Genomic DNA, 13,744 nt, shown 5'->3' with positions numbered 1-13,744 from the left:
TAGCCCGCTGACCTCACACGCCATGGCACTCTGCGTAGGCCTGCTCCGCCCCACACCAACACCCCTCCCCCTCCCCCGGAGGCCAAGCCACCGCCCGCCCCCTGGCCGCAAGGGTGGTCGCGTACTGGGGGAGGAGGGTGGGGTCGGTCGGGGAGGTGGCTTCCGAGGCTGCGAAGGCTTCGTAGGACGGGACCGTGCCGGTGACGATGCCGAGGTTGGGCGTGCCCGAGGAGGCCAGTTCGCGCAAGGAGGACTCTATGGTGGCCAGGTGCTCGGGGTGGGACGGGTACTCCGTGGTCAGGGTGGGGTACGCCGTGAGGAGTTCTTCCAGTTCGGCGGCGGGCCAGTGCAGGACCGCCACCGGGAACGGGCGGGACAGGGCCGCTCGGTAGGCGCCCAGTTCCGCGCGCAGGCGGGAGATCTCCGCCTCCAGTTCCGCCGGGTTGTCCGAGCCCAGCGACCACACCCGTTTCGGGTCGTGGAGTTCGTCGAGGGTGACCGGGCCCGTGTGCACGGTGTCCGCCAGGGTGTCCCAGTCGTCGTGCGGCAGGCCCAGCATGCGGCGGACGCGGTGGCGGCCGTAGAGGAGGGGGTGGGTGGAGGGCAGGGGCGCTTCCGCGGGACCGGGGATCAGCAGGCGGGTTCCCTCCGTGAACGTCTCCGCCGCCGCCTCCAGTTCGTCGTGCGATTCCAGGGCCTCCGCCGCGATCACCCAGGGGGCCGGGTCCCGGGGGGCCGTCGTGCGGATGCCCTCGATGATCGCCCTCGCCTCGGCCTCGTGGCCGTACTCCCACAGGTTCGAGGCCTTCAGGGCGCGGACCAGGGCGGGGTTGGCCAGCCCCGCTGAGGACGACAGCAGGCGGTCGTAGAGCGTGGTGGCCGCGGGGCGGTCGCCGGACAGCTCCAGGTGGGCCGCCGCCCGCAGCAGGAGCGTCTCGGCGTCCTCCGGGTACAGTCCGGCGGTCCGCTCCAGGCGGGCCGCTTCGGTGGCGTGGTCGACATTCTCGGCAGGCGTGTCGGGGCGCATGGGGGACACCGTACTGCCGGGCGCCGGTAAACGTGAGGCGCGCAGGGGGCACGCGACGGGCGGCGGTGGCCGACCGTTATCTTCGGGCGGGCGGAGACAGGGGCCCACCGGGGCCCGGGAGGGCGGGGGCGGGACGTGCGGGAGACGGGTGGGGCGGTTCCGGTGCCGGAGCGGCGGCCGGGCCTCGGGGAGGGAGATCCGCCGGGCGGCGCGGCCGGCCTCCACGCAGTCGACCTCGACCTCCATGCGGCCCACCTCCACGAGGAGCCCGTGTCCGTCCCTGAGGCGCCGGCCGCCGAGCCGCCGGTGCCGGATCCCCGGACGCCCGCCCCGCCCTCCTTCTGGCCCCTGCTCCTCCTCGGCGCCGCCGTCCTCCCCGGGGCCGTCGTCTTCCTGCTCGGGCGGTGGGGGGACGTCCCGGCCGTGCGGACCTGGCGGACCGTGAGTCTCGCCGTGACCGTGCAGGCACTGCCGTTCCTGGTGCTGGGCACCGCCCTGTCGGGGGCGATCAACGCCTTCGTGCCGGAGAGCGTGTTCCGCCGGATCCTGCCGCGCCGGCCCGCGCTCGCCGTTCCGGTGGCCGGTGTCGCGGGGGCCGTGCTGCCCGGGTGCGAGTGCGCCTCCGTGCCGGTCGCCGGCAGTCTCATCAGCCGGGGCGTCACCCCGGCCGCCGCCTTCGCGTTCCTGCTCTCCGCGCCCGCCGTCAACCCGGTCGTGCTCACCGCCACCGCGATCGCCTTCCCCGGGAACCCCGCCATGGTGCTCGCCCGGCTGCTCGCCTCCCTCGCCACCGCCGTCGTCATGGGCTGGCTGTGGCTGCGGTTCGGGCGGGCCGAGTGGCTGCGGCCCGTCGCACGGCACACCGGGCACCGGGCGGGACGCAGCCGGTGGGACGAGTTCCGGCGCGGATTCCAGCACGACTTCCTGCACGCCGGCGGGTTCCTGGTGGTCGGCGCGATGGCCGCGGCCACCTTCAACGTCGCCGTTCCGGGCTCCGTGCTCGACACCTTCTCCGCCTCTCCCTGGCTGTCCGTGCTGTTCCTCGCCGGCCTCGCGGTCCTGCTCGCGGTGTGCTCCGAGGCCGACGCCTTCCTGGCCGTCTCGCTGACCGGGTTCCCGCCCGTGGCGCGGCTGGCGTTCATGGTGGTGGGGCCGATGGTCGACCTGAAGCTCATCGCCCTCCAGGCGGGGACCTTCGGGCGGGCCTTCGCGGTACGGTTCTCCGCCGCGACCCTGGTCGTCGCCGTCGCGTGCTCGGCGCTGGCCGGAGGGGTGCTGCTGTGAGGGGCGGTGCTGTGCGGCGGTCCCTCCAGGCGGGGCTGCTCGTGCTGTGCGGGCTCGGGCTGCTGCGCGTCTCCCTGGTCACGGACCTGTACCTGCGCTACGTCAAGGAGGGCATGCGGCCCCTGCTCATTGCCACCGGGGCCGTGCTGCTCCTGCTGGGGCTCGCGAGTGCCGTCCTCGACAGGGGAGCGAACAGCGGTGACGGGCACGGGCATTCCGGTACGCCCGGGGTCGCCTGGCTGCTGCTCCTTCCCGCCCTCAGCCTGCTCTGCTACGCCCCGCCCGCCCTCGGCGCCTACACCGCGGCCCGGCAGTCGGCGAAGCCCGTCGTCCACCGCGGCGACTTCGATCCGCTGCCGCGCGCCTCGCCCCTGCCCATGACCCTCTCCGACTTCACCAGCCGGGTACGGGAGGACCGCGGTCGGGCCATCGAGGGGCGCGTCGTCCGGATGACCGGCTTCGTGACCCCCCGGGACGGCGGCGGCTGGGACCTGACCCGGCTCGTTCTCAACTGCTGTGCCGCCGACGCCCAGTCGGTCAAGGTGCGCGTCCACGGCGGGTCCGTGCCGCCCGCCGACACCTGGGTGACGGTCACCGGGACCTGGCACCCCGGCGGGACGCTCGGCACCGCGTCCGCGCCGGTCGCGCTGGACGCCCGTACGGTCACGAGGGTCCCCCGGCCCACGAACGGCTACCAGGACGCCCTGCCGCCGGGGGAAACCGTCGTACGGTGACACCGTCACACAGCCCTGCGGTCCTGCCGTCGCACGGTGACACCGTCACGCGGTCACTCCGGCGCCGGCCGGCCCGTCAGCCCCTGCGGCGGCGGGCGAACACCACCGCTCCGGCGCCCAGCACGGCCAGGCCGGCGGCCGCCGCGGCGAGCGGGAGGGTGGCGTCGGAGCCGCCGGTCTCGGCCAGCTCACCGCCAGTGGAGGAGGGGACGGGAACGGGGACGGGGGCGGCCGACGCCGTCGAGGCGGGCGACGGGGTGGACGCCGTGGTGCTCGGGGACGCCGTGGGCCGCGCGGACGTCGGGGTGGGGGAGGCCTGGGACGCGGTCGGCGTGGGCCGCGCGGAACTCGGGGCCGGCTTGGGGGTGGTGGTCGCGCGCCGGACGCGGAACGCGTCGTATCCGATCGCCTCGGCCGCGCACTCCACCTCCTTACCGGTGTCCGGGAAGCGGTACACGTCCGCGAAGGTGCCCGTGAAGTTGAACTCGGAGCCGCCGAGCCCCGCCGGTACGTCCTTGATCACCCGTACCCGCAGGTCGTAGGCGCGGGTCTGGCCGGACGGCAGCGGGGCGGGGACGGTGGACCCGGTGCCGTTCACCGGCTGCCAGGTGCCGTCCTCCGCGCGCACCTCCACCTTCACGAACTTGGTCATGTCCTGGTACTCGGGGTCGTCGGTCTGGAGCCAGGGGTAGGCGCGCACCCCGACCTCCGGGAGGTCCCTCCTGCCCAGGTTGGTCAGGGTGCCCTTGGCCGGGGTCCAGTCGCCGCCCGGCACCAGCTCGGCGGCGGTGATGTCGAGCGACGCCTTCAGGTCACGCTGTTCGTAGTCGCCGTACGCGGTCGACACGTCGGTGCAGGCGGGCAGGGAGTCCAGGCCGCCCTCCGCCGCCCCGGCGGCGTGCGTGCCGGCGAGCAGGGCGACGGAGGCGGCGGCCGCGACCACGGCCGGACGGTACTTCATGGAAGCGGTCCTCACGGTGTGATGAGTGCGTCGATCGGTTGCTTTTCGTACACCTTGAGGACTGGTCAGTGGTGCCCAGGGTTGTACGGCACCGGCCGCGGGACCTACCCGGTGACGCCGTCGACCTGGAGCGTCTGGACCGACTTCGGCGCGAACGGGACCGACACCGACGTGCCGTTCAGGCGGATGTCGGAGTGGGGCGTGTAGCGGTCGCCGCCCGTCGTGACCGTGTTCCAGCGGGGGACCAGGCCGCCCGGGCCGCCGGTGACGGCGGCGAAGCGGGACAGGTCGAAGGTCAGGGTCTGGGCGGAGGCGGAGGTGTTGGCGGCGACGATCACCAGGCGCTTCGCCGGCCGGTCCAGGGCCGCCACCGCGTAGCTCGCGCCGGTGTCCAGGATCGTCATGCCGGGGCGGATGTGCCGGGTGAACTGGGCGAGGACGTAGTACTTCGTCTGCACCGCGCCCGGCTGCCGGGTGGCCGGGTCGTAGGCGATCGCCGCCCAGCCCGCGCTGGGGTCCATCACCTGCCAGTACACCCAGGCCGTCGGGTGCAGCCAGCGGAAGTCGTAGAGGAGGTTGCTCGCCGTGGTCAGGCCGGTGGCGTCGCTGTCGCCGGTCTCGGAGTTCCACAGGGCCTTGCGGCCGGTGGTCACCACGTCCGTGTACAGCAGGTCGCGGCGGCCCCCGGAGCCCTGGTAGCCGTGCACGTTGACCCGGTCGACGTATCCCTTGACCGTGCCGGAGAAGGAGTTCCAGGTGGTGCGGGCCAGGTCGTAGCCCGTCTCGTCGGACGCGGCGATCCGGGTGCCGGTCAGGCCCCGCTTGTCCAACTCCGAGCGCAGGTACGGCAGTACGGACGCCTGGGTGGCCGCGTCGATGTGGCAGCCCTCCTGGGTGCCGGTGGCGGTCCACCACGACGAGGAGGGCTCGTTGAAGGGCTCCACCGTCGCGAAGTCCACGCCCCAGTGCTGCCGGGCGTACAGGGCGACGGCGGCGAGGTGGGCGGCGTGCTGCCGGTGGTTCCAGGACTGGAGGTTGTTGCCGCCGTCGGCCGCGCCGGACGGGTTGTGGTTGGAACACATCCACCACATGGGGGAGTTGGCGAACAGCTCCGAGACCGCTCCGCGCTGGGTGGCCTTCACGAGCATGGCCCGCTGGGCGGCGTCCGCCGTCCACTTCCAGGCCGCGGAGGCCGGGTCCTCGTCGGTCCAGTCCTGCCAGTAGCCCTCGATCTGCTTGAAGGAGGGGATGTTCGGGGAGACGGCCATCGTCGCGCCGCCCACGCTGTTCCAGCCGCAGGCGCCCAGGTTGTAGCGGGCGATGTTCAGGCCGAGGCCGGGCAGCGAGGTGCCGTTGTACGTCGTGTTCCTGGTCGTGAAGAAGATGTCGGCGAAGTCGTCGCGGGTGCCGAAGACGTTCGCCCACCAGGCCAGGGAGGTGCCCCAGCCCTCCCAGGTGCCGTACGACGCCGACGGGTTGACGGCGATCGTCGCGTCCGCCCGGGCCGTGCCCGTGGCCAGTGCGCTGCCGAGCAGGCCGCCGCCCGCGGCGGCCAGCAGTGTTCTGCGTCGGATCATGGGTGCGTTCGCTGCCTCTCCACGCGGCTTGCGGCACCGCGTCCTGGAAGCGGTGCCGCCTCGTACCCCCCCGGCATGCCACCACGAAGCATCGGGGCTGCCGGACGGCGTTGTCGAGGGTTGTGACGGCCCTTTCTCAAACCCGTTGAGAAAGCCGATCGGCCCGCTTCCTCTGGCCAGTCGGGGGCGTCGCGCCTATCGTGCGGGCGGCTTCCGTTGGAGGTGGGGGCGGATGCGGGCCGTCGCGGGCGTACGGGTCGTGGGGCACGGGGACCGGCGCCGGCGTGCCTGGGGCAGGCGGGTGCTGTGGGGCGGGGGCGAGCTGCTGGTGACGGCCGGGCTGGTCCTCCTGCTGCTGGTCGCGCACCAGATGTGGTGGACCAACCGGGAGGCCCGGCGCGGCGCCGAGCGCACGGTGACGGCGCTGGAGCGGCAGTGGGAACGGGAGGGGGAGGAGAGGGAGGGGGAGCGGGGCGACGGGACGGCGGCCGGGCTCGGCGGTGGTCCTTCCGGCGGTGCCGTCACGTCTCCGGCTCCGGCTCCGGACCCGGACCCGGCCACCGACGCCGACCCCGCGCGCCCCGGAACCTCTCCCGCGCCCCCGCCCCGCCCCTCCCGGGCGTACGCCGTCCTCGGCATCCCCCGGCTGGGGCTGCGCGTGCCCGTCGCGGAGGGCGTGGACCGGGCGGGGGTGCTGAACAAGGGGTACGCCGGTCACTACCGCGGCACCCAGCAGCCGGGCCAGGCCGGGAACTTCGCGCTCGCCGGGCACCGCAACACCCACGGCGAGCCCTTCCGGTACCTGCCCCGGCTGCGGCGCGGGGACACCGTCGAGGTGGAGACGCGCTCGGCGACGTACACCTACGGCGTCGACCGGATCCTGCCGCGTACGACGGCCCGGGACGTGGGGGTCGTACGGCCCGTCCCGCGCTCGCTGGTCCGGCCCGGGTACGGGTACGACGAGCCGGGCCACTACCTCACCCTGACCACCTGCACCCCCGAGTTCACCTCCCGCTACCGGCTGGTGGTGTGGGCGAAGCTGGTGTCCGTGCGGCCCAGATGAGCACCCCGGGCGGGTGTCACGCGGCCTCCCGTGACACCAGCACGCCCACCGCGCCCGCCACCGCCAGCCCCGCCGACACCAGCAGGGCGAGGTTCGCGCCCCGGGCCAGGTCGCCGGCCGACGTGGCGAGGGCGATGGTCAGGGCCACGCCCGCGCAGGAGCCGATGTAGCGGAAGGTCTGCTGGGCGCCGGAGCCCATCGCGGTCCGCTCGCGCGGCACCGACTCCACGGCGAGCAGCGGCAGCGCGCCGTTGAGCAGCCCGCTGCCGACCCCGCCGACGATCAGGCCGGGCAGCAGCCGGGGCCAGGAGCCGGAGCCGACGGCACCGAGCATCGTCAGCACGGCGACCGCGTGCAGGGTGAAGCCGAGGGCGAGCTGGGTGCGCGGGGCGAGTCGGCCGGCCAGATGCCTGACCTGGAGGGCGACGGCGAAGCTCAGCCCGGCCCAGAGCAGGAACAGCCAGGCGGTGGCCAGCGGTGACAGGCGCAGGGCCTGCTGGAGCAGCGCCGGCAGATAGCTGAACACGCCGATCACGGCGAGACCGGTGAACAGGCCGCCCGCGGAGGAGGCCAGGAAGCGGGGCCGGCGCAACAGCCCGAGGTCGATCATCGGGGTGGCGGCCCGGCGCTCCACCGCGGTGAAGGCGGCGACGAGCAGCACGGCCGCCGCGAGCAGCAGGCCGACCGGGGCGCGCAGCCAGCCGTCCCGGCCCAGGGTGAGGGCCGCGACCAGGGCGGCGAGCGCCACGCCGAAGGTGAGCGCGCCGAGCACGTCCGGCCGGCCGCCGCGCGGGGCGCGTGACTCGGTGAGGCCCCGGGCGCCGAGCGCGGCCACCACCAGCGCGGCGGCGCCGAGCAGGCCGTAGGCGAGCCGCCAGTCGGGCAGCGCGCCCGCGAGCAGCGGGCCCACGGCGATGCCGCCGCTGACGAACGCGCCCCACACCCCGGTGGCGTGCAGCCGGCCGCGCGGGCTGGGGAAGGCGTGCACGATCAGGCCGAGCGCGCTGGCCAGCAGGGCCGCGCTGGCCGCGCCCTGGGCGACCCGGGCCAGGGTGAACTGCCAGGTCGAGGTGGTCACCGCGGCGAGGGCGGTGGTGAGGCCGAGGCCCAGGGTGCCGGCCAGGAAGATCCGGCGGCGGCCGTGGTCGTCGGCGAGGCTGCCGGCCACCAGCAGCAGGGCGGCGAGGCCGAGCGGGGTGCCGTTCAGCAGCCAGGCCTGGGCGGACAGCGGGGTGCCCAGATCGCGCGCGGTGTCCGGCAGCGTGACCATCGGGGCGGTGTACGACATGAGGGCCACGGCGGTCGCGGCGCTGGTCAGGGCCAGGGTGGCGCGGGGGCGTGCGGGCGCTTCCCCGGGTGCGGCGCGGGAGTTTCCCGGTGGCGTGGCGGGGGTGGTGGTCGCGGAGTCGGGCCGGGGCATGGTCGGTCGTGTCCTTCCGGGGCCGGCGTCCGGTCCGGTCCGGCCCGGCGGAGCCCGTGCGTGTGTCGGTTCGGTCATTGAATCGACCTCGGTCGCCGTCACCGTAACACTGTCGGTTCGTTCACTGAACCCATTCGCTCCGCGCGGTTACAGTGGACGGCATGGCACTGGGCAAGGACTACGCGTCGCAGGAGTGCTCCATCGCCCGCGCGCTGGAGGTCGTCGGCGAGCGCTGGACGCTGCTCGTGGTCCGCGACGCGATCTACGGCGTCCGGCGCTACAACGACTTCCTCGTCCACCTCGGCATCCCGCGCGCCGTCCTCTCCGACCGGCTGCGCACGCTCACCGAGCAGGGCATCCTCGAAAAGCGCCGGTACCAGGAGACACCGCCGCGGGACGAGTACGTCGTCACCGAGCGCGGCACGGCCCTGTGGCCCGCGCTGCGCGCCCTGAGCCAGTGGGGGCGCGAGCACGCCGACGCCGGCCGGCTGCGGTCCTTCCGGCACGCCGACTGCGGCGGGGAGGTCGGGCCGTACGGAACGTGCGCCGACTGCGGAACCGCCGTGCCGGTCGCCGACGTCGTCATGGTGCCGGGACCGGAACTGGACACCTCGCCCCAGGACCCGGTCAGCAGGGCGCTGTCGCGGCCGAAGCGGCTGCTGGAGCCCCTGGAGACCGGACCGGCGCGTCTGGCAGACTGAGGGCGTACGAAGCGGAGAGGGGGGAGTTGTGATGCGCGGCAGTGCGGTCGTCCCGCGTCCCCTCGCCTTCCTGCTGTTCCTGGCGCAGCTGTTGCTGCTCCAGACCGCCCTCCTCGGCAGCGGCGGTCTCACCACGGCCGTCGCCCTCGCCGCGACCGCGACCGCCGCCGCGATGCTCGCCGTCTGTGTCCTGCTGGCCGCGCGGCGCGTGCCCGTCGTCCCGCCGAACCGCGTGCGCACGGCCATCCGCGACCGGGCCCGCCGGACGGCCTTCCTGCCCCAGCGCGACCCCGACGCACCCGGCCGGCGACGGCCCCGGGCCCCCGGACACGCCGGACCGGCGACGACCGCCGCGTAGGACACGTCCGCGTATCCACGCCCAGCGCACCCGTACGTCCACGCGTCCGCGTACCCGTGAGGCCGCGCACCCGCGTACCCGTACGTCCGCGCACCCGTGAGGCCGTAGGGCCGCACGTCCGCGTATCCGCCGACGGTTGATCCCGCGCGCGGCTCGTCCTTGCCGGTTCCCCGCCGAATCCCCTGATTCCCCGCCGGATCCCCGATTCCCCGCCGAATCCCTGATCCCGGCCGAATCCCTGATTCCCCGGCCGCTTCCGGCACGACGAGACCCCCGGAGGGCTCACCCATGTCCGTCTTCGCCCGTCTGGTCGAGCACCTCGCCGACCTGCTGACCCCGCTCTTCCACGCCTCCGCGGCAGCCGCCGCGATCGTCCTGTTCACCGCGCTGGTACGGCTCCTCGTCCACCCGCTGTCCCGGGCCGCCGCCCGCGGCCGGCGTGCCCGCGCCGCGCTCCAGCCGAAGATCGACGCGCTGCGCGCCCGGCACGCCCGCGACCCCGAACGGTTCCAGCGGGCGGTGCTCGAACTGCACGCCCAGGAGAAGGTCTCACCGCTCTCCGGCTGCCTGCCCGGCCTGCTCCAGCTGCCCGCCTTCTTCCTCCTCTACCACCTCTTCTCCAGCACCACGATCGGCGGCGAGAGCAACTCCCTGCTGGACCACCGGCTGTTCGCGGCACCGCTCGGCGGACGCTGGGCCGACGCGCTCGCCGACGGCGGGGTGTTCGGCCCGGCCGGACTGGTCTACCTCGGCCTGTTCGCCCTCGTCGCGGCCGTCGCCACCGTCAACTTCCGGCGCGCCCGGCGGACGATGGCCGCACAGCCCGCCCCGGCCGTCGGCGGCGACCAGGTGCCCGGTCTCGCCGCGGTCACCCGGGTGACCCCGTTCCTGTCCTTCTTCACCCTCGTCTCGGTGGCGTTCGTCCCGCTGGCCGCCGCGCTGTACATCGTCACCAGTACGGCGTGGAGCGCGGCGGAACAGTCCCTGCTGTACCGCTGAGCGGTACAGGGCGTCCCGGTTACGGTCCAGTACCTGAACAGGGTCTTGCGGAGTGGACAGGGGAATTGGAGGATCAGCCAGTCCTTTCGATGGCTGCACCCATCGGCGGGGCGCCCGCGATCGAGGGAGAAGGTGACCATGAAGCTGCTGCGAGTCGGTACGGCCGGGGCCGAGCGCCCCGCACTGCTCGACGCCGAGGGGACCCTCCGGGACCTGTCAGGTCTCGTGGACGACATCGACGGCGCGCTCCTCGCCGACGAGGAGGCGCTCGGCCGGATCCGCGCGGCGGCCGGCTCCGGCGAACTGCCCGCGCTGGACGCCACCGGACTGCGGATCGGCCCCCCGCTCGGCCGCATCGGGAAGGTCGTGTGCATCGGGCTGAACTACCACGACCACGCCCGCGAGACGGGCGCCGAACCGCCCGCCGAGCCGGTCGTCTTCCTCAAGGCGCCGGACACGGTGGTCGGGCCGAACGACACCGTGCTGGTGCCGCGCGGCTCGGCGAAGACGGACTGGGAGGTCGAACTCTCGGTCGTCATCGGCCGTACGGCCCGCTACCTGGACTCGGCGGAGGAGGGCCTCGCGCACGTCGCCGGGTACGCGGTGGCGCACGACGTCTCCGAGCGGGAGTTCCAGATCGAGCGGGGCGGGACCTGGGACAAGGGCAAGAACTGCGAGACGTTCAACCCGCTGGGCCCCTGGCTGGTGACGGCCGACGAGATCGCCGACCCGCAGGACCTGTCGCTGAAGTTGTGGGTGAACGGCGAGCTGAAGCAGGACGGCACGACGGCCGAGCAGATCTTCCCCGTGGGCGAGGTCGTGCGCTACGTAAGCCGGTTCATGACCCTGTACCCCGGCGACGTCATCAACACGGGCACGCCGGCCGGGGTCGCGATGGGCGCGCCCGAGCCCAAGCCGTACCTGCGCGCCGGTGACGTCGTGGAGCTGGAGATCGCGGGGCTCGGCCGGCAGCGGCAGGAACTGAAGGACGCGTAGCGGCTCCGCCGGGAGAACCGGCGGAGCGCCGGGAACCGCGGCGGCGTCCGGGGCCGGTCGCGCGGTTCCCCGTGCGCCGTGCCCCGTGCCCCGCGGTCCGGACCCGCTAGCCCAGGAGCGCGGCGAGGTCGCGCCATTCCTTCCTCGGGAGGGCCTCGCCGGTGTTCGCCGTGACCACCTGGAGGGCGACGTGGTCCGCGCCCGCCTCGTGGAAGGCGGTGACGCGCTCGCGGATCCGGGCCTCGTCGCCCCAGGCGAAGACCGCGTCGATGAGGCGGTCGCTGCCGCCGTCGGCGACGTCCGCCTCCGTGAAGCCCAGCCGGAGGAAGTTGTTGGTGTAGTTGGGCAGTTCCAGATAGCGCGCCAGGTAGGCGCGGGCCGTCTCCCGGGCCCGGGCCGGGTCGGACTCCAGGACCACCTTCAGCTCGGGGGCCAGCAGCGGCCCCGCGCCGAGGATCTCCCGGGCCCGCTCGGTGTGTTCGGGCGTGGTCAGGTACGGGATCGCACCGGCCGCGCGGTCCCGGGCCAGCTCCAGCATCCGCGGGCCCAGCGCCGCCAGCACCCGCCGCTCGGCGGGGACGCCCGCCCGGTCCAGCTCGTCCAGGTACTCGACCATGGCCGCGTACGGGCGGCGGTAGTCCTTCACCAGCGGGCCGTGGCTCACCCCGAGGCCCAGCGCGAACCGGCCCGGGTGGGCCTTCTCCAGCCCGTCGAAACCGGCCGCCGTGGTGGCGGCGTCCTGCTGCCAGACGCTCTGGATGCTGGTGCCGACGACGACACCGCGCGTGGCGCCGATGAGCGGGGCCGCGTGGTCGGCGGTGCTGTTGCCGCCCAGCCAGACCGCGCCGTACCCGAGTTCCTCCAGCTCGGCCGCGGCCTCGTCCAGCTCGCCGCGCCGGGCCGGGTCCTCGGAGCGCAGCTCGAAGCTCCAGACGCCGTACCGGCCGACGCTCTCCTTCAGTGCGGTGGTCATCGGATGGATCCCTCCGGTGGTGGACAGTGCCATGATCGTCAGGCCTTCGGTCCTGCCAACCGGAGGGTGACCCGGGTTGATTCCCGCCGTTCCCTCAGCCGGCCGAACGGCCGAGGAACTCCTCCAGCGTCTCCACCACGAACCGGTGGTCCTCGACCTGCGGCAGGCCGGAGACGGTCACCGCGCCGATCACGCCGGCGCCCTCCACCGTGACGGGGAAGGAGCCGCCGTGCGCCGCGTAGGCGTCCGGGTCCAGGCGGGAGGACTCCTCGAAGGTCCTGCCCTTGGCGCGGCAGCGGGCGCCGACCAGGTAGGACGGGGCGCCGTAGCGCTCCACCACCCGGCGCTTGCGGGTGATCCAGGCGTCGTTGTCCGGGGCGGAGCCCGGCAGGGCGGCGTGGAAGAGCTGCTGGCCGGCCCGGTGGATGTCGATGGCGACCGGCGCCCGGCGCTCCCGGGCCCGCTCGACCAGAAGGCACCCGAGCGCCCAGGCGTCCTCGTGGGTGAACCGCGGGAAGACCAGGCGCCGCTGCTGCTCCTCCAGCTCCTCGACGGTCGGGGTGTTCTCGGGCGTCACAGGGTCACCGTCACCTTCTCGCGGGCGGACCGGCGGGCCGCCTCCAGGACGTCGAGCGCGGCGGCGGCCTCCAGGGCGGTCACCGGGTTGGGCCCGGTGCCGCGCAGGGCGTCGGCGACGGCCGCGTAGTAGGCCGGGTAGTCGCCCGGCAGGGTCGGTACGGGGGTGCCGGCGCCGGTCAGCGGGGACTCCCCGGAGCCGATGCGGCCCCACAGGGACTCGTCCTCGGTGCCCCAGCCGGCGGTGGTGCCGGGACGGCCGCCCTCGCGCAGGGCCGCCTCCTGCGGGTCCAGGCCGTACTTGACGTAGCCCGCGCGGGAGCCGAGCACCCGGAAGCGGGGGCCGAGCTGGGCGGTCGTCGCGGAGACGTAGAGGTGGGAGCGGACGCCGCCGGCGTGGGTGAGCGCGATGAAGGTGTCGTCGTCGGTCTCGGCGCCGGGGCGGCGGATGTCGGTCTCGGCGTAGACCTCGGTGGCCGGGCCGAAGAGCACCAGGGCCTGGTCGACGACGTGGCTGCCGAGGTCGTAGAGCAGACCGCCGATCTCGGCGGGGTCGCCGGACTCGCGCCAGCCGCCCTTGGGCTGCGGGCGCCAGCGTTCGAAGCGGGACTCGAAGCGCCAGGTGTCGCCGAGCGCGCCGTCCGCCAGCAGCGTGCGCAGGGTGAGGAAGTCGTTGTCCCAGCGGCGGTTCTGGAAGACCGACAGCAGCAGACCGCGCTCCTCGGCGAGGGCGGCGAGCTGCCGGGCCTCGGCCGCGGTGCCGGCGACGGGCTTGTCCACGACCACCGGCAGGCCCGCCCGGAGCGCGGTGGTGGCCAGCGGTACGTGCGTCTTGTTCGGGGAGGCCACGACGACGAGGTCCAGTTCGTCCGCCCGGGCGAACAGCTCCTCGGCGGTGGCGGCGAGCCGGACGTCCGGGAACTCGGCGCGGGCCTGCTTCTGCCGCTCCGGGCTGGAGGTGACCACGGTGTCCAGGGCGAGGCCCTCGGTGGCGGCGATCAGCGGGGCGTGGAAGACCGAGCCGGCGAGGCCGTAGCCGATCAGGCCGACGCGGAGGGGGGTTGCAGTCATGCGT

14 protein-coding genes are annotated in these 13,744 nt (G+C 74.5%); 7 read left to right on the top strand and 7 right to left on the bottom strand.

The genetic code is table 11. From position 1 onward, the window contains the following. Positions 1 to 13: 13 nt before the first annotated feature. Positions 14 to 1,027, bottom strand: coding sequence for a tetratricopeptide repeat protein (locus IE251_RS19090; RefSeq protein ID WP_189754191.1), 1,014 nt, complete (start codon positions 1,025 to 1,027; stop codon positions 14 to 16). A 306-nt stretch (positions 1,028 to 1,333) separates the two neighbouring features. Here IE251_RS19090 and IE251_RS19085 point away from each other — a divergent pair, with 306 nt between their 5' ends. Both IE251_RS19085 and IE251_RS19080 read left to right on the top strand, forming a co-directional pair. Further along, positions 1,334 to 2,311, top strand: a complete 978-nt coding sequence (locus tag IE251_RS19085; RefSeq protein WP_229896854.1) for a permease — start codon at positions 1,334 to 1,336, stop codon at positions 2,309 to 2,311. Positions 2,312 to 2,322: 11 nt separating this feature from the next. Continuing rightward, the gene (locus tag IE251_RS19080) at positions 2,323 to 3,045 is read left to right on the top strand and encodes a TIGR03943 family putative permease subunit (RefSeq protein WP_189754189.1); all 723 of its coding nucleotides are present in this window, start codon (positions 2,323 to 2,325) and stop codon (positions 3,043 to 3,045) included. A gap of 76 nt (positions 3,046 to 3,121) precedes the next feature. Here the strand turns inward: IE251_RS19080 and IE251_RS19075 are convergent, their stop codons facing one another. Together IE251_RS19075 and IE251_RS19070 are read right to left on the bottom strand one after the other, a co-directional pair. Further along, a complete protein-coding gene (locus IE251_RS19075; RefSeq protein WP_189754188.1) occupies positions 3,122 to 4,006 on the bottom strand; it encodes an LAETG motif-containing sortase-dependent surface protein in 885 nt (294 codons plus the stop codon). Positions 4,007 to 4,110: 104 nt separating this feature from the next. Beyond that, positions 4,111 to 5,583, bottom strand: coding sequence for a glycoside hydrolase (locus tag IE251_RS19070; protein ID WP_189754187.1), 1,473 nt, complete (start codon positions 5,581 to 5,583; stop codon positions 4,111 to 4,113). Between the two features lie 232 nt (positions 5,584 to 5,815). Between IE251_RS19070 and IE251_RS19065 the strand changes: the two genes are divergently transcribed. Continuing rightward, positions 5,816 to 6,646, top strand: a complete 831-nt coding sequence (locus tag IE251_RS19065) for a class E sortase (protein WP_189754186.1) — start codon at positions 5,816 to 5,818, stop codon at positions 6,644 to 6,646. A gap of 16 nt (positions 6,647 to 6,662) precedes the next feature. Here IE251_RS19065 and IE251_RS19060 read toward each other — a convergent pair whose 3' ends face one another. Continuing rightward, positions 6,663 to 8,066 (bottom strand): MFS transporter, encoded by a 1,404-nt coding sequence (locus IE251_RS19060; protein ID WP_189754185.1) that lies wholly within the window; start codon positions 8,064 to 8,066, stop codon positions 6,663 to 6,665. Between the two features lie 161 nt (positions 8,067 to 8,227). Here IE251_RS19060 and IE251_RS19055 point away from each other — a divergent pair, with 161 nt between their 5' ends. From IE251_RS19055 to IE251_RS19040, 4 genes are all read left to right on the top strand, one after another. After that, entirely contained in the window at positions 8,228 to 8,767 is a 540-nt protein-coding gene (locus IE251_RS19055) for a winged helix-turn-helix transcriptional regulator (protein ID WP_234471311.1), read from the top strand. A gap of 31 nt (positions 8,768 to 8,798) precedes the next feature. After that, positions 8,799 to 9,125 carry a DUF6412 domain-containing protein gene (locus tag IE251_RS19050; RefSeq protein ID WP_189754183.1) on the top strand — a complete coding sequence of 109 codons (327 nt, stop codon included), beginning with the start codon at positions 8,799 to 8,801 and terminating at the stop codon, positions 9,123 to 9,125. A gap of 288 nt (positions 9,126 to 9,413) precedes the next feature. After that, positions 9,414 to 10,124, top strand: coding sequence for a YidC/Oxa1 family membrane protein insertase (locus IE251_RS19045; protein ID WP_030782623.1), 711 nt, complete (start codon positions 9,414 to 9,416; stop codon positions 10,122 to 10,124). 138 nt (positions 10,125 to 10,262) lie between these two features. Further along, complete coding sequence (locus IE251_RS19040; RefSeq protein WP_189754182.1) at positions 10,263 to 11,120, top strand: fumarylacetoacetate hydrolase family protein; 858 nt, start codon at positions 10,263 to 10,265, stop codon at positions 11,118 to 11,120. Positions 11,121 to 11,226: 106 nt separating this feature from the next. Here the strand turns inward: IE251_RS19040 and IE251_RS19035 are convergent, their stop codons facing one another. The 3 genes from IE251_RS19035 to IE251_RS19025 form a co-directional block, all read right to left on the bottom strand. Then, positions 11,227 to 12,093, bottom strand: coding sequence for an LLM class F420-dependent oxidoreductase (locus IE251_RS19035; protein WP_189754181.1), 867 nt, complete (start codon positions 12,091 to 12,093; stop codon positions 11,227 to 11,229). Between the two features lie 94 nt (positions 12,094 to 12,187). Further along, positions 12,188 to 12,670 carry a heme-degrading domain-containing protein gene (locus IE251_RS19030; RefSeq protein WP_189754180.1) on the bottom strand — a complete coding sequence of 161 codons (483 nt, stop codon included), beginning with the start codon at positions 12,668 to 12,670 and terminating at the stop codon, positions 12,188 to 12,190. Further along, positions 12,667 to 13,740 (bottom strand): Gfo/Idh/MocA family protein, encoded by a 1,074-nt coding sequence (locus IE251_RS19025; protein ID WP_189754179.1) that lies wholly within the window; start codon positions 13,738 to 13,740, stop codon positions 12,667 to 12,669. The genes IE251_RS19030 and IE251_RS19025 overlap by 4 nt, the downstream gene beginning before the upstream one ends. Positions 13,741 to 13,744: the final 4 nt, after the last annotated feature.

Source organism: Streptomyces eurythermus, from assembly GCF_014649115.1.
GTDB classification, from domain to species: Bacteria; Actinomycetota; Actinomycetes; order Streptomycetales; family Streptomycetaceae; genus Streptomyces; species Streptomyces eurythermus.
This window is presented reverse-complemented; position numbering and strand designations above follow the sequence as displayed.